This window comes from Dyella sp., assembly GCF_051962475.1.
Classification (GTDB): domain Bacteria; phylum Pseudomonadota; class Gammaproteobacteria; order Xanthomonadales; family Rhodanobacteraceae; genus Dyella_A.
In genome coordinates, this window is the sequence record NZ_JBQCCF010000032.1 from 1 (window position 1) to 26,075 (window position 26,075).

A 26,075-nucleotide genomic window follows, 5' to 3' on the forward strand; every position below is an offset into this window, starting at 1 on the left:
TGAAAGCTCGCAGGTCCTGGCCTTCTGTAGGGGAACCGAAAGCTCGCCCGCCTTTGCTCCCTCTCCCCTGGCGCAGCCGGGGGAGAGGGCTGGGGTGAGGGGGGCTCTTTAACCCATGGAACGCGCCAAGACATTCCGCCATAACCAGACCGACGCCGAGCGCAAGCTCTGGAACCGCCTGCGCGCCGCTCAGCTGGGCGTGAAGTTCCGTCGTCAGCATCCGGTTGCTGGCTACTTCGCGGACTTCTGCTGCGTCGAACACTCGCTGATCGTGGAGCTGGACGGCGGCCAGCATGGTGAGCCCTCCGACGCCAAGCGCACTGCCGATCTCGAGCAGGCAGGCTTTCGCGTGCTGCGGTTCTGGAATGACGACGTGTTGCTGCGAACGGAAGATGTGCTGGAGGAGATTGTTCGGGTGCTCAAGCAAAAGCGGCCCCCTCACCCCAACCCTCTCCCCCGGCGCCGCCGGGGGAGAGGGAGTTTGAGCGGGCGAGCCGTTGGCTCCCTCTCCTCCGGCGGCGCCGGGGGAGAGGGCCGGGGTGAGGGGGCGCCTTTCATCTTGTCAGCCAATAACCCCCACGCCGCCCTCCACCTGCGCGCCGCCGTCTACCGCCTCATCCGCCAGTTCTTCGACACCCGCAGTGTGCTCGAGGTGGAAACGCCCATCCTCTCCGCCGCCGGCAACACCGACCCCAACATCGAGAGCTTCGTCACCCGTTTCACTGGCCACGTCGACGCTGGCGCGCCGCAGCGCTGGATGCGCACTTCGCCGGAGTTTCCGCTCAAGCGCCTGCTCGCCGCGGGCGTGGGCGACTGCTACGAGCTGGGCCGTGTGTTCCGCAACGGCGAGGCCGGCGGGCGGCACAACCCCGAGTTCACCATGCTGGAGTGGTACCGCGTGGGCTGGGATCATCATCGGCTGATGGAGGAAACCGTCGAGCTGGTGCAGGACGCGCTCGCCCTCGTGGGTCGGCGCGCCGAGGTGGTGATCAGCGGTTATCGGCAACTGTTCCTCGACGAGCTTGGCATCGACCCGCTGCACGATCCGCTGGAAACCCTCCTGGCGCCGCTGCGCGAGTATGGTATCGACCCGGACGGACTGGAGCGCGACGACTGGCTCGATCTGCTGATCACGCACAAGTTGCAGCCGGCGTTTCCGCGCGATCGCATCACGGTGATCCACGACTACCCGGCGAGCCAGTGCGCGCTGGCGCGCATCCGTCCCGGCGAGCCGCCGCTGGCCGAGCGCTTCGAGCTGTATCTGGGTCGCTATGAGTTGGCCAACGGCTATCACGAGTTGAACGACGCGGCCGAACAGACCGCGCGATTCACCCGCGACAACGCCAGGCGCCGCGAGCGCGGCCTGCCCGAGGTGCCCGTCGACGCGCGCCTGCTCGCCGTGCTCGACGCCATGCCCGACTGCGCCGGCGTGGCGCTGGGCATCGAACGCCTGCTGATGTGCCTGGCCGACACCGACGCGATCGCCGACGTGCTGACGTTTCCGTTCGGCGAGGCGTAACGGCGCAGCCGTCGGTTTGGGCGAGGGGCTGGCTATACTCGACGAGGGGCCGATGCCGGGTCGCGGGGGCGACGCAAGCAGGGCAGCAATCCGATCGGGTTCGCTGTGACGATCAGTAATTGAAGGGGGATCAAGATATGCCACGTCATCTTGCCGGGCTATGCCTGGCGGGTCTGTTCGTATGGTTTTCCATTGCACCGCAGCCCGCTCGGGCGCAAGCGGCCGCGCAAACACTGCCGGCTTCCGATTTCGCCAAGACGGGATCGCTCAGTCATCCGGCCATTTCACCGGACGGCCAGTACCTGGCCCTCTCACTGCATAACGACAAGGCAAAGTGGGGCGAACCGGATCATCAGCTGGTGGTGCTGCATCTTCCGGATCTGAAATACGTCAGCCGACTGGACATGGTGAGCCACTACCAGCCCGCGCAGATCCTGTGGGTGAGCAACACGCGCATGGTGGTGCCACTGGCCTACACCACCAGCGCTCTCGAGGCGCCGCAGGGCACTGGCGACATCATCGCAGTGGATTTCGATGGTGGCCACAAGCAGACGCTCTACAGCCTGCGCCATCGCGGCTCGCTGCAGGCCGGTCCGCACTCGATGGACATGCCGCGTGGTTTTCCCTCGATCGCTGGCGTGCCGTATCCGCGAAACGGTCATGTGTACATCCAACTGGGCATCATTCCCGAGCGGAACGCGGCGGGCGATTGGGACAGCCATCGCAGCCAGATATACGACGTGGATTCGAGCAGCGCCAAGCCGACCCTGATGGGTGATATCGACAAGGGCAGCATGTCCTTCGTGGTGCACGACGGCGTGGCGCGGCTGGCCTACGGCACCACCGACGCGCACAGCATCGACGTGTATGCACGTGCCGATGGCCAGGCGGCCTGGAAGCGCCTGCCGGACAGCGTGACCGGCAAACATCTCTCCCCGTTGAGGATCAGCCGTGACGGGCAGACCCTCTGGTCGCTATACAGCAACGCAGGTGGCCCGGATCAGCTGGTAGCCAGCCGCCTCGATGGCAGCGGGCGACAAGTACTCGCCAGTGATGATTTCGCCTCGGTCGGTGACGTGCTGTGGGATGTGCAGAGCGGCAAGCCGTACGCCGCGCTGTTCGAGACCGGGCGGCCGCATCTGAGCTATCTGGATGACAGTCTGAGTGCTCAGGTGCTCAAGGCACTCAATGGCAAGTTCACCGACCACTTGGTGTTGTTGGGAGGCGGCGACGAGGCGGGCAAGCGGCTACTGGTAGTGGCGCAGAGCGACCGGGATCCGGGCAGCCTGGCACTGTTCGACACCGGCACGATGGGATTGCAGCCGCTGTTCCAGATCGAGCCGTGGATCCACGCCGAGCGGATGGCCGAGCGTCGTCCGTTCCGCTTCAAGGCCAGTGACGGCATGGAGCTGGAGGGGTATCTCACCGTGCCGCACGGGGCGACCGACAAGCGCCTTCCCACGGTGCTGTTGCCGCACGGTGGTCCGATCGGCGTGCGTGACGGCTGGACCTACGACACCGACGCGCAGTTCCTCGCCAGCCGCGGCTATGCGGTGGTGCAGGTGAATTACCGTGGTTCGGCTGGTCGCGGTCCGGCATTCGAGATGGCCGGCTACAGGCATTTCGGCGATCGCATCCAGCGCGACTTGCTTGACGGCCTGCACTGGGCGATCGACCAAGGCTACGCCGACAAGGATCGGGTCTGCGTGTACGGCGGAAGCTTCGGCGGCTACTCCTCGTTGATGCAGCCGATCCTCGCTCCGGGCCAGTACAAGTGCGCGATCGACTACGCTGGCGTGTCGGACTGGAGCATCGGTTTCGAGCGCAGCGACACCTCGCACATGCGCGTGGGCCGGACCTATTTCGCCGAGGCGATCGGCGACGAGGCGACCGCCAAAGCGATCTCGCCGCTGTACCAGCTGGACAAGTTCAACGTGCCGGTGCTGATTGCCCACGGCGAGGACGATCCGCGCGTGCCGTACCAGAACGCCACCCGCTTGCGCGACGCGCTGAACAAGGCAGGCAAGCCGTACGAGTGGCTGAGCAAGCCGAAGGAGGGCCACGGGTTCTACGCGCAGGAAAATCGCGAGGAGCTGTACCAGAAGATGGAAGCGTTCCTCGGCAAGTACCTCGGCCACTGAGGCACGTACAAGGCGATGCCGAGGGGGGACCCTCGGCATCGCCGCACGGTTACGGTCGATCGAATCGCAGCGCCAGCGCGCGGCGTTCCACCAGGCTGATCGCGGGTTGGTCCTGCAGGCGCAGGTCGCGCAGCTCGTAGGGCGCACCGATGCCCGTGAGGCTGGACGGATCGAAGCGCAGCACCAGCTGACGTTCGCCCGGCGTCAGCCAGGCGGCCGACTGGGCGTATGCGCCCGGCACCATGCGCCCCTTGGCATCGCGCCCGTACAGCACGCCAGACACGGCGAAGCGACTGGCGCTGTCCACCGTGACACCCAGTGCGATGTCGATGCCGTGGCGCCCGGCGTGGCGGGTGTCCGCCGTGCCGCTCAGCTTCGCGTCGGGCGTGGCCACGGCGAACACGCTGGTGGTGTCGCGACGCACTGCATGGCCCTGGCCATCGTCGCCGATCGTGAAGCTGTGCAGCTCCCACAGCCCGGGCGTACTGCTCGGTTGCACTGGCGCCACGTCGGTGCTGAAGCTGCCGTCGGTGTTGGCGCGATAGTCGAGCAGGGTGGTGCGGCCATCCGGGGCGCGCAGGAAGCCGCCGACCGATTGCAGCGGTCGCGCGCGATCGCCGTCCTTCATCGCCACGCGCAGGTGCAGGCGCTGGCCCAGCAGCAGGTCGTCGCGGTCGGCCTTGGCGGTCACCGTGAACGCGCTCTTCGGCTCGAACACATGGACCACGTAGCGGCCGCTGGCGCTCGGGGCCTGCAGCGTCATCGGCCCGGCACCCAGCTCGGGACGCAGCTGCATGACCAGCGAGGCATCGGGTACGGCCATGCCCGTGGCACGCAGCGCCGCGACGTCGCCGACCGTGCTGGCCGCACGCTCGCCGGCCAGCGTCTGGCCGTGGATGCGAACGTTCACCGTCGCGGCATCGAGTCGACCGCCCTTGGGGTCGCTGGGGCTGACCCGGATCACCGCGCCGGGCGCGGACAGTGGCAGTTCCACGCCGCGTTGCATTTCGGTGGCCGAGACGTCGGTCCAGTACTCGCGACTGGCGTGGGCGAACGGCTGCGGTAGCGGATCCACGGGTGCATCGGGGGGCAACACCCAGCTCACGCTGACCGGCTGGCGCTCGGCATGCGGGCGCGGAACGTCCACGCCGACCAGCGCCGTCGTGTGGTTGACGGCAGCGGGCGGCGCGGCCTGCAACGCGAGCGGCACCATGTCGTTCGGTGCGGCGGGCAACAGCACGTGCGTCGTGGCGAAAGAGGAAGAGGCAAAGAGGCCGGCGACGATGCCGGCGGCAAGGATCCGTCGATTCATCGCGATCACCCCTTCAGGTCGTTGGCGAGGATGGAGGGCAGGCCGAAGCAGGCGCGTCGGCTCTGGTTGTGGTTAAGCACCTGACCGCTGCTGGTGCGCGAGGTGTCCTTGAACCACAGCGTGCCGGCAGCCTGGGCGCTGGAGCATTCGATGAAGCCGTCCGAGCAGCTGCTCAGCCAGTTCTGGGTGATCTCCAGCCCCACGCTCTGGGTGTAGCCGCCGCAGTAGGCCTGGCTCGACCACACCGCCGACACCACGTCGGTGCCGACGACGTCGCGGAACGCCACGGGCAGGGCCGGCCGGCCGCTGGTGCCGAGCAGGTACTGCTGGTTGTAGGTGGCCATCCAGCCGAGCTGCTGCTGACGCACCGCGTCGGACTTGTAGCCGAGCAGCCAGCCCAGCGAGGTCTCGAACACGTTGCCGGCGATCACCGCGTCGGCCAGCGGCGTGCCAGCGCTGGACGGGGCGATGGCGTCCACCTTGACGATGCGCTGGATGATCGCCGGATAGCGCGCGTCGTAGGTGGGGTTGGACAGTATCCAGCGCATCACATTGCCGCCGTTGGAATGCGTGATGACGATCAGGCGGTCGATGTTGCGGCTCTGGATGAAGCTGGTGAGCTGGCCGGCGAGGCAGCCGGCGGCGCGGTCGTCCCACATGTACTGGTCGAAATCGCAGTTCACCACCAGCAGGTTGTTGCGGTCGGCGAGCCCGTTGCGGATGCCCTCGACCATGTCCGATTGCCAGTAGTCGTTGTAGGCATCGGTCTGCTTGCCCGTGCCATGTACCAGCGCCACCCCGGTAGCGGCGTGCACCCCTACGCTGGCGGTCATCGCCAGCGCTCCCATCAGCATCATGCGTTGCATGCGTGTCTCTCCCTCAAGGCGGCATCGCCGCGTGGGGCCGCCCTGCGCGGTGCAGGCACGGACGAGACAAACCCTCCGTGGCTTGCGTGCAGTTCGACCGTCGGTGGTGCCGTCGCGGCACCGGTGAACGCCGCGATCTCCCCTGATGACCATGCGGCGGCGCATGGAATCTAGCAGCGCCGGTTTGCCGCGGTCTTGCCGCAGCGCAGCCGGAGTGCGACGTGGTCGACAAATACGGCCATCGGCTATCGTTGCCGCCCTCTCACTGCCATCGCGATGCGCATGCACGACACTACCGCCGCGGGTCCTTCCACCACCGATCGCCTGAGCCGCGGCGACCTGCGTACGCTTGGGCTGGCCGCGCTCGGCGGAGCGCTGGAGTTCTACGACTTCGTGGTGTTCGTGTTTCTCACGGTGCCGCTGAGCGAGCTGTTCTTCCCCAAGGGCACGGCGCCGTGGCTGGCGCAGCTGCAGGTGTTCGGCATCTTCGCGGCGGGGTATCTGGCGCGGCCGCTGGGCGGCATCGTGATGGCGCATTACGGCGATCTATTGGGACGCAAGCGCATGTTCACGCTCAGCGTGTTCCTGATGGCGCTGCCTACGCTGGCGATCGGTCTGCTGCCGGTGTATGCGCAGATCGGCGCGCTCGCGCCGGTGCTGCTGCTGGCATTGCGCGTGCTGCAGGGCATCGCGGTGGGCGGCGAGGTGCCGGGCGCCTGGGTGTTCGTGGCCGAGCACGTGCCGGCACGACGCGTCGGCATCGCCTGTGCCAGCCTCACCAGCGGGCTCACGGTGGGCATCCTCATCGGTTCGCTTCTCACCGCGGCGATCCACGAGCGGATGACGCCCGCGCAATTGCTCGACTACGGCTGGCGGCTGCCGTTCCTGGCCGGCGGCGTGTTCGGTTTCATCGCGGTGTGGCTGCGGCGCTGGCTGCGCGAGACGCCGGTGTTCGAGGCAATGCAGGCGCGGCGCGCGCTGGCCGACGAGTTGCCGCTCAAACGCGTGCTGCGCGAACACCGTAGCGCGGTGGTGCGCTCGATGGCGGTGACCTGGACGCTCACCGCGGCGATCGTGGTGGTGATCCTGATGACGCCGACGCTGGTGCAGGCGGTGTTCCACCTGCCGCCGGCCACGGCATTCCTGGGCAACAGCCTGGCCTCGTTCGCGCTGGCGGTCGGCTGCCTGGCGTTCGGTGCGGCCGCGGACCGCTTCGGCGTGGCACGCACGCTGGCCGTCGGCGCGGTGCTGATGACGCTGGCAACGGGCGCGCTCTACCTTGACCTGCAGTTTGGCGGAGCGCATTTCCTGCCGCTGTATGCGCTGGCGGGTTTCACCGTGGGCGTGGTGGGCGTGGTGCCCACGGTGATGGTCGACGCGTTCCCGCCGGCGGTGCGCTTCAGCGGGCTGTCGTTCTCCTACAACGTGGCGTACGCCGTGTTCGGCGGCATCACGCCGCCGCTGATCGGCGCACTGGTGAAAGGCCTCGGTCCAACGGCACCGGCGTATTACGTGGCGCTGGCCGCGCTGGCGGCAGTGCTGGTGGCTGCCGGCTTGCGGGGCGGTGGCCGAATCGCGGAAAAGCGTCGGGGCTGAAGCCCCTCCCACAACCTGCCACTTCGCCCCTGTAGGAGCGACTTCAGTCGCGATGCTCTTCGGCAAGGCGACCCGATTCGCCCCGATTATCTAGAACTCCAACTCCTGCGCCGCGCACAGGTAGTCGTTGAGCGGGGCGATGTGGCGGTAGATGTCCACCAGCGTCGGCAGCAATTTCGGTGAGCAGGCGAGCGCCTCGTCGAAGCCCTGGCCGGCGGCGAAATCCTTGCGCTTGAGGTCGTCGATCAGCTCGTGCCCGGGATCGAACCCACGCGGCGGGCGGCTCAGCGACTCGCCCCAGAATTCGAAGCGCTCGCGGAACGCCTTGCTGTGCGTAGCCTTCTTCCACGCCGCCGGGTTGTCGGCGATGAAGCCACGGATGCGTTTGAGGTCATCCGGTTCCGGATGCCACATGCCGCCGCCGGCGAAGCAGTCGCCGGGCTGGATGTGCACGTAGAACGAGGGCGCGGCGATCTCGTGCCGACGCTCGTGGAAGAAGCGCGCGCCCTGCCAGGTCTTGTACGGCAGCTTGTTGTTGGAGAAGCGCGTGTCGCGGTGGATGCGGAACAGCGAACCGCCGTTCTTGCGCGCGTCGGCGCGGTAGTGCGGGCTGATCTTCGCGATCGGCGCCTGCATGTCGGCGATCAGGGCGAGGAACGGCTCGCGCACGTGCTGCTCGTAGTCGGCCTTGTGGTCGAGGAACCACTCACGGCTGTTGTGGCGGCCCAGGGCGTTGAGAAAGCGGAAGGTGGCGGGCGAAAAGTAGGTAGCGGGCATCGTCGGTGGCGTCAGGCGAGGGGCGTGATCTCGGCGGCCAGCTCGCGGCCCCAGGCAGCGAGCTGGTCGAGCAGGGCGTGATGGTGAGCGCAGGCCGGGTCCTGTCGCAGTTGCGCCAGGCGTGCGGTGTACTCGTCCAGAGTGAGGCCGGTGAGCGGGGTGGGGCGAGTCAGCCGGTTGCGGCGGAAGGCGTCCCAGCGCGCGTGCTCGTCGGCGCTGAGCGTGTGCGGCCAGTTACGTGCGCGATAGCGGAACAACAACTCGGCGTAACGCGGATCGCGGAACATGAAGCCGCGTGCCGCCAGTTGCTCCGGCGGCGTGCCGCGCACCTCGGCCAGCAGGCGCTTGTCGGCGTCGGGCAGGAATCCGTCGTACAGCGCCAGCTCCGCGTCTTCCGCTGCCGGCATGGTCGCGGCCTGCTTGAACAGGCGCTGCACCTTCTCGCGCACGCCGGCGGCGGCGCGCAGCGTGTCGGCGTGGGCCAGGCAGCGCTCGGGGTCCAGGTGCAGGCGAGCGAGGTCGGCACCCTTGAGCACCGACAGCGGCGCCAGCGCCGGTGCACGGTTGGCGCGCACGGTGCGCAGCGCGATGCGTTCGACGCCTTCGGGCAGGTCGGCGCGCGAGGTGAACACGCGGTCGGCAATGTCCTCCTCGTCCAGCTCTATCAGCTCGGCGGGATCGAAGCGCAGGTCGTAGACGATCACCTCGCCCGGCCGAGCGGGATGCAGGGCCAGCGGCGCGATCATCGTCAGGCAGTGCTGGCTGGCCGGGTAGCGCGAGGACACGTGCACCAGCGGCGTCATGCCGGCCACGTCCAGCTGCTCGAACACGCGCTGCTTGCGGCGCAGGGCGAAGTGCCAGTCCCACAGCCGCGGCTGGCGCACGCGGATCAGCCGCGCCAGGTCGATCAGCGCATGCACGTCCGACAGCGCATCGTGCGCACGTTCCTGCTGCAGGCCGTTGGCCTTGGCCAGGTGTTCGAGCCTGAAGCTGGGCGAGCCATCTTCGCGGGTGGGCCAGTGGATGCCCTCCGGGCGCAGGGCCTCGCACATGCGCACCAGGTCGATCAGGTCCCAGCGCGAGTTGCCGTTTTCCCACTCGCGACCGTAGGGGTCGAAGAAGTTGCGATACAGCAGCTGGCGCGTCACCTCGTCATCGAAACGCAGCGAGTTGTAGCCCACGCCGCAGGTGCCGGGCTCGGCCAGCTGCTCGTGCACGCGGGCGGCGAATTCCGCCTCGATCACCCCTTCGCGCTCGGCCTGCTGCGGCGTGAGGCCGGTGATCATGCAGGCCTCGGGATGCGGCAGCGCATCGCGCGGCGGCTTGCCGAAGAACATCACCGGCTCGCCGACGATTTCCAGTTCCATGGTGGTGCGGATGCCGGCGAACTGCACCGGTCGATCGCGCCGGCTGTCCGCGCCGAAGGTTTCGTAGTCGTGCCAGAAAAAAGTCTGCATCACGTGATGATCGCATGCGCCGCCGCCCCGGACATGGCCGGGAGGGTCGCCAAGCGGATGGGGCCACACTAGACTTCGACGGCCCGGGAGGACGCATGAGCCAAGCCAACGAAAACCACCTGATCTGGATCGATCTGGAGATGACCGGCCTCGACACGGACGCCGATTCCATTCTGGAGATCGCTACCATCGTCACCGACAAGGATCTCAACATTCTGGCCGAAGGGCCGGTGTTCGCGATCCGCCACGAGCTGGACCGGCTCGAAGCCATGGACAGCTGGAACCGCAACCAGCACAGCCGCTCCGGGCTGTGGCAGCAGGTGCTCGATTCCACCACCGATCACGCCGCCGCCGAGCAGGCGACGGTGGAATTCCTCAAGGCCTGGGTGCCGGCCGGCAAGTCGCCGATGTGCGGCAACTCGATCTGCCAGGACCGCCGCTTCATGCACCGGCAGATGCCGCGGCTGGAGCGCTACTTCCACTACCGCAACCTCGACGTCTCCACGCTCAAGGAGCTGGCGCGCCGCTGGGCGCCGCAGGTGGGCAAGGGCTTCTGCAAGGACTCGGCGCACACGGCGCTGTCGGACATCCGCGACTCGATCGACGAGCTGCGCTACTACCGCCAGCACATGGGTGCGCTGGGCGGGCTGGGCTGAGGCGCCAACGATGATGTCCGCTGCCGACTTGTTCGCCACCGTGCTCGACTGCAACGGCCGTCCGCTGACGCTGGACCGCCCGCGCGTGGTCGGCATTCTCAACGTCACCCCCGACTCGTTCTCCGACGGCGGTCTGTACGCCGATCTCGACGCCGCCGTGGCGCACGGCCTGGCGATGGTAGAGCAGGGCGCGGACATGCTCGACGTAGGCGGCGAATCCACCCGCCCCGGCGCGGCCGACGTATCGACGGACGAGGAGCTGGCGCGCGTGCTGCCGGTGATCGAGGCGCTGGCCACGCACTGTGCCGTGCCGATTTCGATCGACACCTCCAAACCCGAGGTGATGCGCGCGGCGGTGGCCGCCGGCGCAGGGATGATCAACGACGTGTATGCGCTACGCCGCGAGGGCGCGCTGGATGCGGCTGCATCGCTGGGTGTGCCGGTGTGCCTGATGCACATGCAGGGCGAGCCGCGCGGCATGCAGGACGATCCGCATTACGACGACGTGGTGGGCGAGGTGCATCGCTTCCTCACCGACCGGCTGTTTGCCTGCGAGCTGGCTGGCATGGACCGGCGCAAGGTGCTGGTCGATCCGGGCTTCGGTTTCGGCAAGACGCTGGAGCACAACCTCGAACTGCTGCGCGAGCTGCGCCGCTTCGCCGATCTCGGCGCGGGCGTGTACGCCGGACTCTCGCGCAAATCCATGATCGGCACGATCACCGGGCGCAGCGCGCCGGCCGAGCGCGCCGCTGGCTCCGTGGCCGCCGCGCTGATTGCCGTGCAGCACGGCGCGAAACTGGTGCGCGTGCACGATGTGGCCGCCACGGTCGACGCGCTGGCGGTGTGGCACGCGGTGGACGCCCACCGCCCGGCCCGCCGCAAGGACGCCGGCCCCGCCGCGCCGCGCTGGCCCGACGACGAATGACCTGACGGCGCGCGCTGCGCGACGCCGCCTCCCGCAAGGATCGACCCATGACCTCACGTAAATTCTTCGGCACCGACGGCATCCGCGGCCGCACCGGTCAGTGGCCGATCAGCGCCGATTTCATGCTCAAGCTCGGTCGCGCCGCCGGCGCCGTGCTCGCCGGCCAGGGCAGCGGCGCCAAGCGCCCGTCGGTGGTGATCGGCAAGGACACGCGCATTTCCGGCTACATGTTCGAGTCCGCGCTGGAGGCCGGGCTGGTCGCCGCCGGCGGCGACGGGTAGCTGCTCGGTCCCATTCCCACGCCGGCCGTCGCGTTCCTCACCCGCTCGCTGCGCGCGGACGCCGGCATCGTGATCAGCGCCTCGCACAATCCGTACGAGGACAATGGCATCAAGTTCTTCTCCGCCAGCGGCGAGAAACTGTCCGACGCGATCGAGGTGGCGATCGAGGCCGAGCTGGAACGCGATTTCGTCACCGTGCCGTCCGAGCGGCTGGGCAAGGCCAGTCGCATCGACAACGCGGTGGCGCGTTATGCGGAGTCCTGCAAGGCGACGGTGCCGGAGGATTTCAGCCTGCACGGCATGAAGATCGTGCTGGACTGCGCGCACGGTGCGACCTACCAGGTGGCGCCCAAGGTGTTCGCCGAGATGGGCGCCGAGGTCAGCGCCATCGGCGACACCCCGGACGGCTTCAACATCAACCGCGGCGTGGGCTCGACCCACCCCGAGGCGCTGCAGCAGGCGGTGATCGAGCGCGGTGCGGACATCGGTATCGCCTTCGACGGCGACGGCGATCGCGTGTTGCTGGTGGATCGCCACGGCGTGCTCGCCGACGGCGACGACATCCTCTACGTGCTGGCATGCAGCTGGCGCGCGCGCGGCCTGCTGAAGGGGCCGGTGGTCGGCACGCTGATGAGCAACTACGGCCTGCAACAGGCGCTGCGCGCGATGGAAGTGCCGCTGCTGCGCGCCAATGTCGGCGACCGCTTCGTGCTGCAGCAGTTGCGCGAACACGATGGCGTGCTCGGCGGTGAGACGTCGGGCCACATCCTGTGCCTGGACCGCGCCACCACCGGTGACGGCATCGTCGCCGCGCTGGCGGTGTTGGAAGCGCTGTCTGTGGCGGGGCAGGATCTGGCCGAAGCTCGCCGCGGCCTGGTGAAACTGCCGCAGGTGATGCTCAACGTACGCGTGGCCGGCAACGCGCGTGGCGTGCTCGAGCACGCTGACGTGACCGCGGCCGTGGCGCGGGCGCAGGCGCAACTGGATGGGCGCGGCCGGGTGTTCCTGCGCGCGTCGGGCACCGAGCCGGTGGTACGCGTGACGGTGGAGGCGGCCGACGCCGCCGAGGTGCAGGCGTTGGCGCAGACGCTGGCGGACGTCGTAAAATCCGCCCTCGAACGCTCGTGAGCCTGCTTTAGCTGTAACCCAGGTCGCCAAGGATTGGCCCGACGTGCCCCGCCCTTGCGGTGGCGGATGAAATCGACCGCACGCCAACCTGGAGTCACCATGAAGAACGTTCCCACCCTCGACATCCGTCGTTACGACACCGACCGCGACGCCTTCGTTGCCGAGCTCGGCGCGGCCTACCGCGAGTTCGGCTTCTGCTGCATCAGCGGCCACGGCATCGATCCGGCACTGGTCGATGGCGCCTACGACGCGTTTCAGCGCTTCTTTGCGCTGCCCACCGAAACCAAGATGAAGTACCACGTGCCCGGTTCCGGCGGCGCGCGCGGCTACACGCCGTTCAAGGTAGAAACGGCCAAGGATAGCGCGCATCCGGATCTCAAGGAGTTCTGGCACGTGGGGCGCGAGATTCCCCGCGACTCGAAGTTCGCCGACGTGATGGCGCCCAACCTGTGGCCGACCGAGGTGCCGGACTTCAAGCGCTACGGCTACGGCTTGTTCGAGGCGCTGGACCAGCTCGGCACGCGCGTGCTGCGCGCGCTGGCGCTGCATGTCGGCCTGCCGGAGAGCTATTTCGAGGACAAGACCGACCTGGGCAACTCGATCCTGCGGCCGATCCACTACCCGCCGATCACCCAGGACGACATCCCCAACGTGCGCGCCGGCGCCCACGAGGACATCAACTTCATCACGCTGCTGGTGGGCGCCAGCGCCGAAGGGCTGGAAGTGCTCACCCGCGAGGGTGAGTGGCTGCCGATCACCACGCAGGGCGACGCCATCGTGGTGAACATTGGCGACATGCTGCAGCGCCTGACCAACCACGTGTATCCGTCCACCACGCATCGCGTGGTGAACCCGAAGAACGATAACGCGCGCAAGCCGCGCTACTCGGTGCCGTTCTTCCTGCATCCGAACCCTGATGTCGTGCTCGATCCGGTGCCCGAATGCATCACGCCGGACAACCCCAGCCGCTACGACAGCTCGATCACCTCGCACGAGTACCTGCTGCAGCGCCTGCGCGAGATCAAGCTGATTTGACCGAGGGTGACTTCCGGCCGGCGTGCGCCGGCCGGGAGGCTTGCTAGCTTGCGGCACACTTCCAGCGGGTGCCGTGCATGCTCCGTTATCTCGTTCTCTTCCTGATGGCCGGATTCGCGTCGGCGATCCACGCTGCACCGGGTGAACCCGATCACCCGTTCGATGGCTTCGTGGGCCGATGGAACTGCAGCGGCCATTTCGCCAGCGGCAAGGCGATCGCCTCGCACATGGAATACGCCGCCGATCTCGGCGGCAGCGTCTTGCTCAAGCATCACGCAGACCGGCCGCCGGCGAGTTATCGCGCCGTCGAATCCTGGAGCCAGGTGCCGCACGCCGGCCGGTACGCGATGGTCGTGCTGGACAGCTTCGGCGGCGCACGACGCTTTACCAGCGAGGGCTGGCAGGGGCCGGTGCTGACCTGGCAGGGCGATGCCCAGGTGCAACCGGCGCAACGCTTCGTCTATACCCGCCTGGACGACCGGCGGTACCGCGTGGACTGGGAGGTGGCGCGGGACGGTAAGCGCTTCATCATGGGCGATACGCTGACTTGCGTCCGCCAGGACTGAACCGTTGGCGCCCTTGTCTGCGGTCTGCGTCGGCCGCGTGCGGGGAGCAGGGACGCCGCCGAGTTGCGGGCATCACGCCATCCAGAAAAACACCGCGGTCATCCGCTTCGATTCCGGGCCGTCCAGGCCCCAGTACGCCGAGGCGCTGTGGATGATGTTGGCCTTGTAGACCAGCAGGCGGTTGTACCGATGCGGCACGCGCACGTCCTCGACGAACGCGGTGGGCGCCACGAAGCGGCTACCCAGTGCATCGACCAGGTTGCGGTGCGGCGGCATCACCATGTTGCCGCCGAGCTGGCCGTTGGGCATGCGCTGGCGGAAGAAGCTGGTGCCGCAGCGATCCGGTGCGTCGGGGTGCAGATAAAGCACCGCGGCGTAGCGACACAGGTGGAGTGAGTCGGTGTGCGGCTTCACGGCGCCCTCGGTGGAGCCGACCACCTGCACGCAGTTGTGGTTGAGGTGCTGGCCTTCCGGCGTCTGCTCCACCCACAGTCGACTGGCGCCGGTGAGCTGGCGTACCTTCACCTCGATCGCGCCGAGCTCGTCCGATGCCAGTGCATCGCTGGCGCGCATGCCTGGCCACACCTCGCCCGTCGTCGGGTAGCCGAACTCCCAGTCGGTCTTGGCGAGGCAGCGCCGGCGCACCTCGTCGGGGTTGGGCAGGGCGTCATCCACCACCCAGTAGTCGCGGCCTTCGGTGGGCTTGCGATACGGCAGGGGCCGCATGGCCGGGTGCTTGGGAAACAGCGACATGCTCGGCGATCTCGGTGCAGTGCGTGGGCGTCACAGTAGCGCAAGCGAAGTCGTTCAATCGTAGTGGTTGCGGTAGCGCCCGGATTGGCGGTGCGACAGCCACAGTGCGAGCCGGTCGGGTAGCCACTCGGTAATCGCCTTGATCGTGCGGTTGACCCGCCCCGGCACGTAGACCACCGCACCGCGTTCCACCGCGTCGATGCCCTGGCGCGCCACCTCGTCGGCGGTGAGCCACATGAAACCCGGCATGGAGTTCATCTTCTGCCGCGTGCCGGTGACGTCGTGGAACTCCGACCAGGTGAAACCCGGGCACAGCGCGCTTACGTGCACGCCCGCGTCGCGGTTCTCCAGCGCCAGCGACTGCGACAGCTTGATCAGGTAGGCCTTGGACGCCGCATACAGCGTGTGTCCGGCCGTGCCCGGCACGAAACCGGCTAGCGAGGCCACGTTGATCACCCGGCCGTGACCGCGTTCGCGCATGTCCGGCAGCAGTCGCCAGGCCAGCTCGGTGGGTGCGGTCATCATCACCTGGATGAAGTCCGCATGCGCCGGCCACGGGTTGGCCACCAGCGTGCCGGGCAGGCCGTAGCCGGCGTTGTTGATCAGCCAGTCCACCTGCAGGTTGCGCGACTGAAGCTCGTCACAAAGCACCGCGGGCGCCTGCGGATCGGACAGGTCGGCCGCCATCACGTGACAACGGTTGCCGTGCGCGCGCTGCAGTTCGTCGGCCAGTGCCTGCAGGCGCTCCTCGCGCCGCGCCACCAGCACCAGGTCATGACCCCGCGCAGCCAGCGCGCGGGCGAACGCCTCGCCAATGCCAGCGGAGGCGCCGGTGACCAGGCTCAGGGGGCGGGTGGCAGTCATCGCGGATCCTCGTTCGCAAAGGTGCCTATCTTGACCGGCCCGGCGCGCCCGATGCCATGTCCGATTGCCCGAATCGGGGCCGCGTCGCTAAGCTCGCGGTTTTTTACGAGGCGTCCCCCATGCGCAAGAAGCTCGTGGCAGGCAACTGGAAGATGCACGGCAGCCGCTCGATGGCGCAGGCGCTGGTGGGGGAACTCGCCGTCGCGTGCTCGCCCGAGGTCGACGTGCTGCTGATTCCGCCGTTTCCCTACATCGCGCTCGTTGCGCCCGCCTGCCAGGAAGCCGGGCTGGCCCTGGGCGCGCAGGATCTGAGCGAGCACGAGGGGCAGGGCGCCTACACCGGCGAAGTGGCCGGCGCGATGCTCAAGGACGTGGGCGCGGAGTGGGTGCTGGTGGGCCATTCCGAGCGTCGCCAGTATCACGGTGAGAGCGACGCACTGGTGGCGCGCAAGTTCGCCGCGGCGCTGGCCAGCGGCCTGACCCCGATCCTGTGCGTGGGCGAGACGCTGGCCGAGCGCGAGTCCGGGCAGACCGAGGCGGTGGTCCAGCGCCAGTTGCGCGCCGTGCTCGAGCAGGTCGGCATCGCCGCGTTCGACACCGCCGTGATCGCCTACGAGCCGGTCTGGGCGATCGGCACCGGACGCACCGCCAGCCCCGAGCAGGCGCAGCAGGTGCACGCCTTCCTGCGTAGCCAACTCGTGAAGGAGGATGCTATGATTGGCGGTCTGACGCGGCTGCTGTACGGCGGCAGCGTCAAGGCATCGAATGCCGCGGAATTGTTCGCGCAGCCCGATGTCGACGGTGGTCTGGTGGGCGGTGCATGCCTGCTGGCCGCCGACTTTATCGGCATCTGCTCGGCCGCTCGTTGAGCGCAACGGAATCCATACCGACATGTTCGTCATTTTCAGCGTGTTCTACATCCTGGTCGCCGCGTCGATGATCGTGCTGATCCTCATGCAGCGCGGCGCCGGTGCCGATGCCGGTTCGGGTTTTGGCGGCGGCGCATCGGCCACCGTGTTTGGCGCCCGTGGCTCGTCCAACTTCATGAGCCGCGCCACGGCCGTGCTGGCTGGCCTGTTTTTCCTGCTCAGCCTCGGCATGGGCATGTATCTCAGCCACAGCGGTGCGCCGCAGCCGACGAATGACGATCTGGGCGTGATGGCGGGGCTTGCCAAGAAGGCGCCGGCCTCCCAGAATGCGCAGCCCGCCGCACCGGTGAACAGCGATGTTCCGCAGGCGGCGAAGGTGGCTCCGGGTACCGACGTTCCCGCCGCCCCAGCAGCGAGCAAGACCGACGTCCCGGCTCCGGCCTCGTCGGCGAAGTAAATCGAAATACACCTGCCCAGGTGGCGAAATTGGTAGACGCACTACCTTGAGGTGGTAGCGACGAGAGTCGTGGGGGTTCGAGTCCCCCCTTGGGCACCATTGATGTTTACCGGGACTTCCCGGAAGACCACGGAAACCGCGCCACGGCGCGGTTTTTTGTTGCCTCACGGTATGGTTGGCACCACGGTAGGGCCACCAAGTTCCCTTGAGATACCGCAATTCTGACGGTAGCTTCGGCGGTAATCGGGCATGCCTGCCCGACAAGCCTTCGGGAGTTACCGTCATGTTGACCCCTTCTGCAGTCGCCAACGCCAAGGCCCAGGCTAAGCCGTACAAGCTGGCCGACGAGCGGGGCATGTACCTGCTGGTGAAGCCCGACGGCGCGCGCTGGTGGCGCTTTGACTACCGGCGCCCCCATACCGGCAAGCGCAATACGCTGAGCCTAGGCACCTTTCCTGACGTGAGCCTGCGCATTGCCAGGGAGCGGCGGGAGGAAGCCCGAAGGCAGATTGCCGACGGTATCGACCCTGGCGCCGTCCGGCAGGAGGCCAAGGCTGCAAAGATGCGGGCAGCAGCCGCAGAAGAAGTTGCGGCCTATACCTTTGGGATGGCGGCCAGGGAATGGATGGCGCGGCAGGATGTGGCGGAGGTTACCGCCAACAAGACCCGTTGGATTCTGGAGACCTTCCTGTTTCCCGAGATCGGCAGTGTGCCATTGGCTGAGGTGACCCCACGCCAACTACTGGATGCGCTACGTAAGGTGGAAGCGACCGGCAAGCTGGAGACTGCTAAGCGCGCGCGCGTGAAGGCAGGGCAGGTATTTCGCTGGGCGATCCTAGAAGGAACGGCCGAAATAGACCCCACGGCAAGCCTTCGCGGTGCCCTGAAAACTCCGAAGAACAAGCATCACGCTGCCGTGACTGATCCAGCCAAGATTGGCGAACTAATGCGTGCCATTGATGGCTTCACCGGACAGCCCGTCACGCTGGCTGCGCTGAAGTTAGCGCCGCTGGTATTCGTGCGTCCCGGCGAGCTGCGCATGGCTGAGTGGGGAGAGGTGGATTTGGACGGCGCGGTATGGCGCATCCCTGCCTCACGCATGAAGATGAAGGCCGCGCACATTGTGCCCTTGTCCACGCAAGCGGTTGCGATTCTACGCGACCTATATCTGCTAACAGGAAGCGGTCGTTATCTGTTTCCGGGTCTGCGCACAACGAGTCGCCCCATGTCCGAGAACACCGTGAACGCGGCGCTGCGCCGCCTGGGCTACGGCACGGATGAAATGACCGGGCATGGGTTCCGCAGTATGGCGGCGTCGCGCTTGAACGAAATGGGCTGGAACCCTGATGCTATTGAGCGCCAGCTTGCTCATGCTGAGTCGAACAAAGTGCGCGAAGCGTACACACATGCCGCGCAGTATCTGGATGAGCGCACAAAGATGATGCAGGAGTGGGCGGGCTATCTTGACGCGCTGCGCGCGGGCGCGGCCGTCATCCCCTTCAAGCACAAGGCGTGAACGAACAAAGAGAAAGAGGAACACAATCCCCTGCCTGACGAGCTAGGGGGCGAGTAGGCCACTTTCCAATTATCCAACGTGACGCGGGAAATGCGCTTAATTTAAGTAACGCTGTGGCATCACAGCGTTACTCGGGTTAAGCCAAATGAAATCGAATAATTCTCTTGCGCCGGCAGCTACGACCCAATTGCAGCCTGGCGATCTAGTCGACGAACGTGAGACGGCTGCCATCCTCAATGTGGAAGTTGGCACGCTCCGCAATTGGCGTTCGCTGGGCAAAGGACCGCGATACCGCAAGATTGGCGGTCGCCTTGTCCGTTACCACCGCGCTGACCTTGCTGCTTTTGCCGAGGCATCGGCATGAACAGCGATCCACGGCCCGACGAAGAAATTATCGCCGACGTGATCGCTGGAGCGTCTGCACTCGCGGCAATGGCCGAAAGGTGGCTGCCCGTTGAGCAATGGAGCGGCAACCTGGCCGGCGCTGACGCCATCGTGATTGGCCTGACGCGCCTGCTGGGCGAGTTGCGGAGGGTGCGGCATGGCCGATAAAAAAAGCACGCCGGCCAGGGCGTGCTCTTCGAAGGTGCAGGACAATGGGGATGCGCTGCAACCGCAGTATAGCCCAGCCGCGCCGCAAGCCCCGCTCCCGCCGACTCAATCCTCTTACGACAACATTCCTGCGGAACTGCGTGCGTTGCCGCAGTGGGTTGCCGCCAACAGCAAGAAGGAACCCATTAATCCGCACACGGGCCGGCTCGCCAGTCCAACCGACCCTGGCACATGGGGGACGTTCGAGCAGGCGTGTGCCTCCGGGTTGCCGCATATCGGCTTTGTTTTCAGCAAGGGTGATCCGTATTTCGGCATCGACCTAGATCACAAGGCCGGCGACGAAGCGGAACGCCGCTTGCATGGAAAAATCCTCGACCAGTTCGATACCTATACCGAGCGCAGTACAAACGGTGAGGGCTACCACATCATCGGGCGCGGCACAGTTGGACCCGGTCGCCGCCGGGATAGCGTGGAGGTGTATAGCGAGGGACGCTATTTCATCTTCACCGGCAACGTGCACAAGGCGCCGCCTCTTGTGGATTGTCAGCACGCGCTCAACGACCTTGTTAAGGCAATGCCGGAGCCTGCGGCCATCGGTGACCTGCCGGACGGCCCCGAGACGCGTAGTGATAGGGAGATTACTGCGACCGCGGAACGCGCGACAAACGGTGACAAGTTCCGCGCGCTATGTACGGGTCAGTGGCACGAACTTGGCTATCCCAGCCAGAGCGAAGCCGATGAGGCATTACTGTCGATGCTGTGTTTTTACTCGCCCAACAATGCACAGGTGCGGCGGATGTTCCGCGACACGACGCTGGGGCAGCGCGGCAAGGCTACGCGCAATGACTATTTGAACCGAAGCATTGCGCGTGCGCGGGCCGAGCAGGCCCAGCGTCAGGTCGAGGATGCCGCCTTCATCGCGGGGATGCGTGAGGATGTGACCGGATGGCTTGCGCGTGCTGCTGCCAAAGCGCGTGCCGACAGGTGGCTGGTGCCTACATCAGAGTTGCGCGTGAATCAGAAACCGGTTGCCTGGCACATCAAGCGTTGGCTACAGGCTGAAGCGCTGATCATGGTGCATGGGCCGAGCGGAGCGGGCAAAACGTTCCTGGTTATCGACTGGTGTATGCACATCGCCAACGGCATGCCGGACTGGCTCGGCAACCGGGTGAAGTCTGGAAGCGTGGTGTACCTGGCCGGGGAAGGACATAAGGGCCTTCGTCAGCGCCTACAGGCGTGGGCGGTTCACCACGGCACCGCCGGGAAGGCCGAGGACATGGCCATGTCACGCAGCGGATGCGACCTAGATTCACAGGAGGGACTTGCCCGCGTCATCGATGCGATCCGCAGCAGCGGCGTCAAGCCCTGCCTTATCGTCGTGGACACGCTGCACCGCTTCATGCGGGGCGATGAGAATACAGCCAAGGATGCGGGCGCCATGATTGCGAACTGCGACGCGCTGAAACAGGAATTTGGTTGCTCGGTACTACTGGTTCACCACACCGGCAATGCCGCCGAGGCCCAACACCGGGCGCGTGGTTCGAGCGCATGGCGTGGTGCCCTCGATGTTGAAATCGGTGTGCAGCCTCCGCCTGCCGGTGAGAGCGCGATCGTGGTGTCCCTTTTGAAGATGCGCGACGCCGACCCGGTGCCGCCCGTGTGCGTCAAGTTGCAGCGGGTTGATCTGCCGGGCTGGGTGGACGAGGACGGCGAGCAGGTGAGTAGTGCCGTGCTGGTGGAGGGTGGCTCCTTGCCGCAAAAAGGCCATTCCTCCAAATCTTTTGACCAAAAGAAAGGGCAGTGGCGCAGCGCATGGCTGGCATATGGCTCAACCCATCCACGGGGTGACCATCATGTGCCGTATCTTTCGCGCGCCGGCTTGAAGCAATGGCTCGAAAAAAATACAGAGCTCACCCAGGTCACGATTGAGTCCTATCTCAAGCCGTCCACCAAGGCAGGCACCATTGGCATGTTGCTCGACAAAGGCTGGCTTGAAGCTCATGGTGACGGCTGGCTGTGCCTCGATGCCGCCGATTCCAGCACGATGCTGATGATGCGAAACGCAGGCGCTGGCCGGGCAAAGGTGGGTGCCCCATGAGCCAACGCACAAGCCGCATATGCGCGCACAAGAATTGTTTTTGTGCGTTGAGACAAGACAACCGCCCAGCGCACAACAACGCACACAACCCCTTTAGGGGTGTGCGCTTGTGCGCGGCGTGTTGTGCTGGGGAAATACCGGAGGGTGCAGCCATGAGCCGCCGCCGTCCGCCAGCCCGTCCAGCCGGCTCCACAGCCGCCACCAAGGCCAAGGGCGCGGCACGGGCAGCCGAAAGCCGCCAGCGGGCCGCCACGACGCTTGTGGAGAGGTTGCCATGAGAGGCCGGCCCCGTAAGGTGATGGATTTACTGCCCCGCGCTCGGGCGTTCCTCCTTGGCCACGGTTTCAAGCCCTGGGACGAGGTGGCGCCGGCATACTGCAATGGATGCGCCTCGCCAGTCTGGGTGCCGGCTACCTGGCCAGGCGACGACTGGCGGGTGCCAAGCTGTCCGTGGTGTGGTGTTCGACCCATCAAGAGGGCGACGCGTCCGCGTGTTGATTGCGGTTCCTGCCAGCACTACCGCGCTGAGCCTGAGCGCGACGGAAAAGGCTGGTGCAAGGTGCGGGCGCTGCCGCGTCTGCCGAATCAACTGCGGTGGTGCCCATTTTGGAAACCGCGGAAATGACCAGGTTCGCCCTACGTTGCCCATGCTGCGGGACGGCCGTGCCTGTGTCACGAGAAGACGCCGAGGCGGCATTGAATGCAACTCGCGCGGAGGCCATTGCGGCGCGGGTCGAAATTCTGCGCCACCTGTGCACGGATAGGGGATGGCGCATCGTCGCTGGCGATCTTGTGTCCGAAGCTGTCACCGCCCACTTGCTGGGCAAGTCAAAAGGGCACCTGCGCAACCTTCGCCTCGGCACGCGGCCGATCCCGTGCAGGCTTGTCTTGGGTACATGGATGTATGCGCTGGGTGATCTTGCGGCAGTGCTTGAAAACTGCGATGACGAGTAGCGCCTAGTTTTTCGGTGTGATAACTCGACTCATATAGACGACCTGACTGAAGGGCTCAATATCGCCCTGATCGGCTGGAGAACAAGAGCTTGGCACATGGCAGTCAAAGGTCAGGCTGTCCCATCGGTACGCCTTCGCAGCGGCAGAAAGCGGGAGGTTGCGTGCTTGGTAGGACAGCGCGTCATTGCATGACCTAATGTCAGAGTAAAGCTTCACTGAAAAGACGCTGCTCACGGCATGCACGCCATCAGGTCGAACGTTGGTGATCTCAGTGCCCACCACGCAGTCGTCTGCAAGTGCCTGCCCGGCTGTGAAAACGAGCAAGACGCCGAAAACTTTTCCTCGCATGAGTCGCTCCTCAGTCCTTTATCAGGAAAGTGAAAAGTTAGCGGTAACGTCATCAACCGTCATCTTTCCGCCTAGGCCCACCCCCCGGCTAGACACCAGCCTTGCGTTATGCCGTCGCGTTGTGCAGCGGCACAACCGTAAGGAGTCTCATCATGTCGATGATTCAAGGGGCCAACGTGGCTGAATTTGTGTTGATGGCTAAATGCCTGGCCAAGGCGGGCGGCAAGCTGTCCTTGGCGTCGCAGTTTGCTGATGAGCACCCGAACGGGCTTCGTGTGGCTACCGTGTTGCGTTCGGCTGTGTCCGCCGGAAGCCTTGCAGACGCGGGTTGGGCGGGCAGCTTGGTGGGTCACTCCCTGGTCGCAGCGGGCTTCGTTGAGACGCTGCCGGCGGTGTCGGTAGTGGACCGCCTACTGGCCGACCAGGCGCTGCGTCGCGTGCCCCTACGGATGCGACTGGCTGTGTCCACCGCTGCAGCGGTTGGGGCCGTGGTTGGCGAAGGCGCCGCGGCGCCGGTCAGCAGCCTGGCGTTCAACGGCCAGGACCTTGATCCCATGAAGGCGCAGGCGCTCATCGCCGTTTCGCAGGAGCTGGTCAATGGCACTACTGCCGCCGGTAATGTTCTGCTCGCAACGGAGCTGCGCAATGGCGTAGCGACGGCCTCTGACGCAGCCTTTCTCGCCCGCGTGACCGAGGGCGCATCGTCGGTGACAGGCTCGGCTTCGCCCTTGACCGACCTTGGTGCCGCTCTGGAGAACGTGAACATCAAGGCCGCGGGCAAGCCTTACCTAGTGATCGACGTCCACACTGCTAACCGACTGGCAACCAAGGCTACGACGACGGGCGAGCAGGCGTTCCCTCTCATGGGGCCGAATGGTGGCGAGTTGGCAGGTGTCCCGGTACTGGTCAGTGACGCCGTGCCCGCCGCGGACTCCAACGGCCGCAAGGCGGTGCTTCTGGATGCCACGGCCATTGCTGGTGATGCCGAAGCGCCACTGCTGGACGCTAGTGATCAGGCGACCCTGCAAATGGCTACCAACCCACTCGGTGGCCCGCAGGATCTGGTTTCTATGTTCCAGACGGACTCGGTCGCGATACTTCTCACGCGCTGGCTTGGCCTGGAAGTAACCCGCGCTTCGGGCGTGGTCGTAATCGAAGATGTGCAGTGGTGAGGTGGGCCATGAGTCCAGAAAAGACCGAAACGCCTATGTCCTTCGAGGACATCATTGCCGGTGTGCCCAAGGAGATGCACGGGCGACCTTTGACCATTGGTCACTTCCTGTCCTTCATGTCGCTGTTGGTAAAGGCCAACAAGACGCTGCAGCAGCGCGTTACCCAGCTTGAGCAGCAGGCCGGCAAGAGCGGCAGCGGCCATGGATGAGTTGGTACCTACACGCCGACACGCCGAACGCCATCGCCCTGACGCAGCGGTGACCCGGGATCAGTTCGTGGACCTGGTGAAGCGTGTGTCTGCGGAACTTAACGCCCTCCGCGGCGAGGTCTCCGCACTGCGCAACCGCGTCGAACAACTGGAACGACAGAGAGGAGGCAAGCCATGAGCCTGCAACAAACCACCGAGGCACAACAGCGATACCCGGACGCGTGGCAGCATATCGAGGACGAAATGCAGAAGGCACGCGATGGCTATGCGACTACGCTCGTGCCTGTGGCTGCCGAGGTGTTGACGGTTGATGGAGATGAAGTGCTGGAGATTGTTGCAGTGAGCGACATAAGCGTCGCCGAGGATGGCGAGGTCTCATTCGCTCGCATGACCTTCTGCGCCAAGCTTACTCAATCCTGAGCCAAACCCACCGGGGGGAGTGAAAATGTTCGCTCCCTTCGAGCCTGTACAACGCGCGCCAAGTCAAAATCGCGTATCGGAGGATTGGCGCAGCATGATAGTTCCAACGTAGGAAGCGATGCCGGGTGAGCGTCAGTGCACGTGGTAATCTGAATTAGGGGATGTTTAAGAAACAATGGCTCTTGCACCAATATAAACCTTGTTCACGATGGCCAATAGGTCATCGTGAGTAGCCCCCATGAAGCGATAGCATTGCTCCATGTAGGGGCCTAGGAGTTTGATGGTGTCTACGAACATGTCTTCAACCTCGCCAAGTTCCTCAATAAACTTTTCGTGCCATTCTTCATCCGTGGTGGCGCGGACTATGTGCTCTGAAATTCTGTGCGCCAGTTCATTGCGAAAGAAGACCATGTTGTCAATTTCTTCCGCCACATAATCGGAGGGGCCATACTTTTCTACGAACTCCCTGGCCAAGGTGCCTAGGGTCATCCTTTTTATGTGGTCTGGTCCGCTCGGCAATTTGTTCTCGATTGCATGGCAAAGCAATAAAGTGGAAAGATGCATTTCGAGCTGGTGTGCTTTCATCATCGCACGGCCGTACGCAGCATGGACAAGCATTAGCTGTAGTTTCTTAGCTGTCAGCTCTAATTCTTCCATGTTGTAATCACTGCGGCAGTTTTGACCTAAGCACGAACTTGCCCGATAGGGCGGCGCTTGCTACGCCTGGTTCCTGAGATGCAGGCGGCACGCGAATAACCAACGCATGCTCATCTGGAGCCTGCTTCGCTTTCTGTGCGTAGCTATCCCGCCACTGTTGTGGGGCGCCAAGAATGACCTTCTCGGCCCGCAGCGATATTTGAAAAAGCGAACAATTCGGACAATCGAAGTACTTGCATTTGTCGGAATCAACAAGGCAATAGTCTGCCGGCGCACCGCATAGCGGGCAGTTTTGGTCGATTACTTCCCTTAGAGGCATGTTGGCTCCGGTAAGTTACAAGCGGACGGTTGGTTAGTGACGCTTGGTTCGTGACGCAATCCATGAAGCAAGCTTTTTAATGTCTATCCCAACGCCGCCGATGTTTGGCTCAAGGATTAGCGCATCGACCAAGGCGCCATGCTCTTTCGCACGAAGTTCTTTCGTAATAGCAAAGTCGCGTATTTTCTTATGCATTCTAATATCGACAAAAATCTTCTCTAGAAGCTGAATCACGTCAGAGGGAGTCTTGCATAAATCCCTTACCTTAAGAAAAATAAGAGAATCTTCGATTTCACCATCTGGCAATCTTTCGTTCGCATCAATGAAGTATTTGGGGTGAGCTGTAGTGATCAGTAACGCCGGGAGAATCAAATACGGATCTTGCCCGTCGATCTTTACCCATGAAAGCACTTCCGAATAAAAATGGCTGTCCGGAAGCCCCTTTATCATCACGGCATTGTTTGCCGCGCAAAATGAGGCAATTTTTTCCGCATTACTTTGGAGTGAATTTGATATGGGTTCGTCCCAGTTGTAGTAGTCAAGGACATAGATGTAGTACTCCCTTTCCTCTGACAAAGGGAGGCTCGATATTGAGCTAATGTGGAGACCCATGCGTGTCAGCCCTTTC

General features: G+C 65.0%; 25 protein-coding genes, 1 tRNA gene and 2 pseudogenes. 20 read left to right on the forward strand and 8 right to left on the reverse strand.

Annotated elements, in window-relative coordinates; all coding sequences use genetic code 11:
- Positions 1 to 115: 115 nt before the first annotated feature.
- The 3 genes and pseudogenes from ACTHJF_RS06620 to ACTHJF_RS06630 all read left to right on the forward strand — a co-directional run.
- Positions 116 to 361, forward strand: a pseudogene (locus ACTHJF_RS06620) (endonuclease domain-containing protein); the annotation flags it as partial.
- A 198-nt stretch (positions 362 to 559) separates the two neighbouring features.
- Positions 560 to 1,519 (forward strand): EF-P lysine aminoacylase EpmA, encoded by a 960-nt coding sequence (gene epmA, locus ACTHJF_RS06625; protein WP_440266518.1) that lies wholly within the window; start codon positions 560 to 562, stop codon positions 1,517 to 1,519.
- Between the two features lie 137 nt (positions 1,520 to 1,656).
- Positions 1,657 to 3,660: an alpha/beta hydrolase family protein gene (locus ACTHJF_RS06630; protein WP_440266419.1), complete on the forward strand. Its 2,004-nt coding sequence runs from the start codon at positions 1,657 to 1,659 to the stop codon at positions 3,658 to 3,660.
- Positions 3,661 to 3,709: 49 nt separating this feature from the next.
- On the opposite strand, the gene ACTHJF_RS06635 is transcribed toward ACTHJF_RS06630, so the two are convergent.
- Both ACTHJF_RS06635 and ACTHJF_RS06640 read right to left on the reverse strand, forming a co-directional pair.
- Entirely contained in the window at positions 3,710 to 4,972 is a 1,263-nt protein-coding gene (locus ACTHJF_RS06635) for a DUF4785 domain-containing protein (RefSeq protein ID WP_440266420.1), read from the reverse strand.
- Positions 4,973 to 4,977: 5 nt separating this feature from the next.
- Entirely contained in the window at positions 4,978 to 5,829 is an 852-nt protein-coding gene (locus ACTHJF_RS06640; protein ID WP_440266519.1) for a hypothetical protein, read from the reverse strand.
- Positions 5,830 to 6,120: 291 nt separating this feature from the next.
- On the opposite strand from ACTHJF_RS06640, the gene ACTHJF_RS06645 reads away from it, so the two are divergent.
- A complete protein-coding gene (locus tag ACTHJF_RS06645) occupies positions 6,121 to 7,434 on the forward strand; it encodes an MFS transporter (RefSeq protein WP_440266421.1) in 1,314 nt (437 codons plus the stop codon).
- A gap of 90 nt (positions 7,435 to 7,524) precedes the next feature.
- Here ACTHJF_RS06645 and ACTHJF_RS06650 read toward each other — a convergent pair whose 3' ends face one another.
- Both ACTHJF_RS06650 and sbcB read right to left on the reverse strand, forming a co-directional pair.
- On the reverse strand, positions 7,525 to 8,211 hold the full coding sequence (locus tag ACTHJF_RS06650) for a DUF2461 domain-containing protein (RefSeq protein ID WP_440266422.1): 687 nt from the start codon (positions 8,209 to 8,211) through the stop codon (positions 7,525 to 7,527).
- A gap of 11 nt (positions 8,212 to 8,222) precedes the next feature.
- A complete protein-coding gene (gene sbcB / locus ACTHJF_RS06655) occupies positions 8,223 to 9,668 on the reverse strand; it encodes an exodeoxyribonuclease I (protein ID WP_440266520.1) in 1,446 nt (481 codons plus the stop codon).
- A 95-nt stretch (positions 9,669 to 9,763) separates the two neighbouring features.
- Here sbcB and orn point away from each other — a divergent pair, with 95 nt between their 5' ends.
- From orn to ACTHJF_RS06680, 5 genes and pseudogenes are all read left to right on the forward strand, one after another.
- Positions 9,764 to 10,324 carry an oligoribonuclease gene (gene orn / locus ACTHJF_RS06660; RefSeq protein ID WP_431636911.1) on the forward strand — a complete coding sequence of 187 codons (561 nt, stop codon included), beginning with the start codon at positions 9,764 to 9,766 and terminating at the stop codon, positions 10,322 to 10,324.
- Between the two features lie 13 nt (positions 10,325 to 10,337).
- Positions 10,338 to 11,249: a dihydropteroate synthase gene (folP, locus tag ACTHJF_RS06665; protein ID WP_440266521.1), complete on the forward strand. Its 912-nt coding sequence runs from the start codon at positions 10,338 to 10,340 to the stop codon at positions 11,247 to 11,249.
- A 47-nt stretch (positions 11,250 to 11,296) separates the two neighbouring features.
- Positions 11,297 to 12,658 (forward strand): annotated as a pseudogene (gene glmM / locus ACTHJF_RS06670) (phosphoglucosamine mutase).
- 99 nt (positions 12,659 to 12,757) lie between these two features.
- Positions 12,758 to 13,693 carry an isopenicillin N synthase family dioxygenase gene (locus tag ACTHJF_RS06675; protein WP_440266423.1) on the forward strand — a complete coding sequence of 312 codons (936 nt, stop codon included), beginning with the start codon at positions 12,758 to 12,760 and terminating at the stop codon, positions 13,691 to 13,693.
- A 77-nt stretch (positions 13,694 to 13,770) separates the two neighbouring features.
- Positions 13,771 to 14,259, forward strand: a complete 489-nt coding sequence (locus ACTHJF_RS06680; RefSeq protein WP_440266424.1) for a hypothetical protein — start codon at positions 13,771 to 13,773, stop codon at positions 14,257 to 14,259.
- 72 nt (positions 14,260 to 14,331) lie between these two features.
- On the opposite strand, the gene ACTHJF_RS06685 is transcribed toward ACTHJF_RS06680, so the two are convergent.
- A complete protein-coding gene (locus ACTHJF_RS06685) occupies positions 14,332 to 15,012 on the reverse strand; it encodes a DUF6445 family protein (protein ID WP_440266425.1) in 681 nt (226 codons plus the stop codon).
- A gap of 54 nt (positions 15,013 to 15,066) precedes the next feature.
- The gene (locus ACTHJF_RS06690) at positions 15,067 to 15,876 is read right to left on the reverse strand and encodes an SDR family NAD(P)-dependent oxidoreductase (protein WP_440266426.1); all 810 of its coding nucleotides are present in this window, start codon (positions 15,874 to 15,876) and stop codon (positions 15,067 to 15,069) included.
- A 119-nt stretch (positions 15,877 to 15,995) separates the two neighbouring features.
- Here ACTHJF_RS06690 and tpiA point away from each other — a divergent pair, with 119 nt between their 5' ends.
- The 11 genes from tpiA (at position 15,996) to ACTHJF_RS06745 (ending at position 24,471) form a co-directional block, all read left to right on the forward strand.
- Positions 15,996 to 16,745, forward strand: a complete 750-nt coding sequence (gene tpiA / locus ACTHJF_RS06695; RefSeq protein ID WP_440266427.1) for a triose-phosphate isomerase — start codon at positions 15,996 to 15,998, stop codon at positions 16,743 to 16,745.
- Positions 16,746 to 16,767: 22 nt separating this feature from the next.
- On the forward strand, positions 16,768 to 17,202 hold the full coding sequence (secG, locus tag ACTHJF_RS06700) for a preprotein translocase subunit SecG (RefSeq protein ID WP_440266428.1): 435 nt from the start codon (positions 16,768 to 16,770) through the stop codon (positions 17,200 to 17,202).
- Positions 17,203 to 17,216: 14 nt separating this feature from the next.
- A tRNA-Leu gene (locus ACTHJF_RS06705) sits at positions 17,217 to 17,301 on the forward strand.
- Positions 17,302 to 17,485: 184 nt separating this feature from the next.
- Positions 17,486 to 18,718, forward strand: coding sequence for a tyrosine-type recombinase/integrase (locus ACTHJF_RS06710; protein WP_440266429.1), 1,233 nt, complete (start codon positions 17,486 to 17,488; stop codon positions 18,716 to 18,718).
- Between the two features lie 145 nt (positions 18,719 to 18,863).
- Entirely contained in the window at positions 18,864 to 19,082 is a 219-nt protein-coding gene (locus ACTHJF_RS06715) for a helix-turn-helix transcriptional regulator (protein ID WP_440266430.1), read from the forward strand.
- The gene (locus ACTHJF_RS06720; protein WP_440266431.1) at positions 19,079 to 19,270 is read left to right on the forward strand and encodes a hypothetical protein; all 192 of its coding nucleotides are present in this window, start codon (positions 19,079 to 19,081) and stop codon (positions 19,268 to 19,270) included. Before ACTHJF_RS06715 ends, ACTHJF_RS06720 begins: the two co-directional genes overlap by 4 nt.
- Positions 19,260 to 21,368, forward strand: coding sequence for an AAA family ATPase (locus ACTHJF_RS06725; RefSeq protein ID WP_440266432.1), 2,109 nt, complete (start codon positions 19,260 to 19,262; stop codon positions 21,366 to 21,368). The genes ACTHJF_RS06720 and ACTHJF_RS06725 overlap by 11 nt, the downstream gene beginning before the upstream one ends.
- 669 nt (positions 21,369 to 22,037) lie before the next feature.
- Positions 22,038 to 22,322: a hypothetical protein gene (locus ACTHJF_RS06730; protein ID WP_440266433.1), complete on the forward strand. Its 285-nt coding sequence runs from the start codon at positions 22,038 to 22,040 to the stop codon at positions 22,320 to 22,322.
- 500 nt (positions 22,323 to 22,822) lie between these two features.
- Complete coding sequence (locus ACTHJF_RS06735) at positions 22,823 to 23,842, forward strand: phage major capsid protein (protein WP_440266434.1); 1,020 nt, start codon at positions 22,823 to 22,825, stop codon at positions 23,840 to 23,842.
- An 8-nt stretch (positions 23,843 to 23,850) separates the two neighbouring features.
- Complete coding sequence (locus ACTHJF_RS06740; protein WP_440266435.1) at positions 23,851 to 24,051, forward strand: hypothetical protein; 201 nt, start codon at positions 23,851 to 23,853, stop codon at positions 24,049 to 24,051.
- Between the two features lie 174 nt (positions 24,052 to 24,225).
- Positions 24,226 to 24,471: a hypothetical protein gene (locus tag ACTHJF_RS06745; protein ID WP_440266436.1), complete on the forward strand. Its 246-nt coding sequence runs from the start codon at positions 24,226 to 24,228 to the stop codon at positions 24,469 to 24,471.
- Positions 24,472 to 24,636: 165 nt separating this feature from the next.
- Here the strand turns inward: ACTHJF_RS06745 and ACTHJF_RS06750 are convergent, their stop codons facing one another.
- Both ACTHJF_RS06750 and ACTHJF_RS06755 read right to left on the reverse strand, forming a co-directional pair.
- Positions 24,637 to 25,128 (reverse strand): hypothetical protein, encoded by a 492-nt coding sequence (locus ACTHJF_RS06750; protein WP_440266437.1) that lies wholly within the window; start codon positions 25,126 to 25,128, stop codon positions 24,637 to 24,639.
- Positions 25,129 to 25,480: 352 nt separating this feature from the next.
- Positions 25,481 to 26,059 (reverse strand): hypothetical protein, encoded by a 579-nt coding sequence (locus tag ACTHJF_RS06755; RefSeq protein ID WP_440266438.1) that lies wholly within the window; start codon positions 26,057 to 26,059, stop codon positions 25,481 to 25,483.
- Between the last annotated feature and the right edge of the window lie 16 nt (positions 26,060 to 26,075).

Coding starts and splice junctions, on each gene's coding strand:
- ACTHJF_RS06630 (WP_440266419.1), top strand. CDS start 1,657: ATGCCACGTCATCTTGCCGGGCTATGCCTGGCGGGTCTGTTCGTATGG.
- ACTHJF_RS06635 (WP_440266420.1), bottom strand. CDS start 4,972: ATGAATCGACGGATCCTTGCCGCCGGCATCGTCGCCGGCCTCTTTGCC.
- ACTHJF_RS06640 (WP_440266519.1), bottom strand. CDS start 5,829: ATGATGCTGATGGGAGCGCTGGCGATGACCGCCAGCGTAGGGGTGCAC.
- ACTHJF_RS06645 (WP_440266421.1), top strand. CDS start 6,121: ATGCACGACACTACCGCCGCGGGTCCTTCCACCACCGATCGCCTGAGC.
- ACTHJF_RS06650 (WP_440266422.1), bottom strand. CDS start 8,211: ATGCCCGCTACCTACTTTTCGCCCGCCACCTTCCGCTTTCTCAACGCC.
- sbcB (WP_440266520.1), bottom strand. CDS start 9,668: ATGCAGACTTTTTTCTGGCACGACTACGAAACCTTCGGCGCGGACAGC.
- orn (WP_431636911.1), top strand. CDS start 9,764: ATGAGCCAAGCCAACGAAAACCACCTGATCTGGATCGATCTGGAGATG.
- folP (WP_440266521.1), top strand. CDS start 10,338: ATGTCCGCTGCCGACTTGTTCGCCACCGTGCTCGACTGCAACGGCCGT.
- ACTHJF_RS06675 (WP_440266423.1), top strand. CDS start 12,758: ATGAAGAACGTTCCCACCCTCGACATCCGTCGTTACGACACCGACCGC.
- ACTHJF_RS06680 (WP_440266424.1), top strand. CDS start 13,771: ATGCTCCGTTATCTCGTTCTCTTCCTGATGGCCGGATTCGCGTCGGCG.
- ACTHJF_RS06685 (WP_440266425.1), bottom strand. CDS start 15,012: ATGTCGCTGTTTCCCAAGCACCCGGCCATGCGGCCCCTGCCGTATCGC.
- ACTHJF_RS06690 (WP_440266426.1), bottom strand. CDS start 15,876: ATGACTGCCACCCGCCCCCTGAGCCTGGTCACCGGCGCCTCCGCTGGC.
- tpiA (WP_440266427.1), top strand. CDS start 15,996: ATGCGCAAGAAGCTCGTGGCAGGCAACTGGAAGATGCACGGCAGCCGC.
- secG (WP_440266428.1), top strand. CDS start 16,768: ATGTTCGTCATTTTCAGCGTGTTCTACATCCTGGTCGCCGCGTCGATG.
- ACTHJF_RS06710 (WP_440266429.1), top strand. CDS start 17,486: ATGTTGACCCCTTCTGCAGTCGCCAACGCCAAGGCCCAGGCTAAGCCG.
- ACTHJF_RS06715 (WP_440266430.1), top strand. CDS start 18,864: ATGAAATCGAATAATTCTCTTGCGCCGGCAGCTACGACCCAATTGCAG.
- ACTHJF_RS06720 (WP_440266431.1), top strand. CDS start 19,079: ATGAACAGCGATCCACGGCCCGACGAAGAAATTATCGCCGACGTGATC.
- ACTHJF_RS06725 (WP_440266432.1), top strand. CDS start 19,260: ATGGCCGATAAAAAAAGCACGCCGGCCAGGGCGTGCTCTTCGAAGGTG.
- ACTHJF_RS06735 (WP_440266434.1), top strand. CDS start 22,823: ATGTCGATGATTCAAGGGGCCAACGTGGCTGAATTTGTGTTGATGGCT.
- ACTHJF_RS06740 (WP_440266435.1), top strand. CDS start 23,851: ATGAGTCCAGAAAAGACCGAAACGCCTATGTCCTTCGAGGACATCATT.
- ACTHJF_RS06745 (WP_440266436.1), top strand. CDS start 24,226: ATGAGCCTGCAACAAACCACCGAGGCACAACAGCGATACCCGGACGCG.
- ACTHJF_RS06750 (WP_440266437.1), bottom strand. CDS start 25,128: ATGGAAGAATTAGAGCTGACAGCTAAGAAACTACAGCTAATGCTTGTC.
- ACTHJF_RS06755 (WP_440266438.1), bottom strand. CDS start 26,059: ATGGGTCTCCACATTAGCTCAATATCGAGCCTCCCTTTGTCAGAGGAA.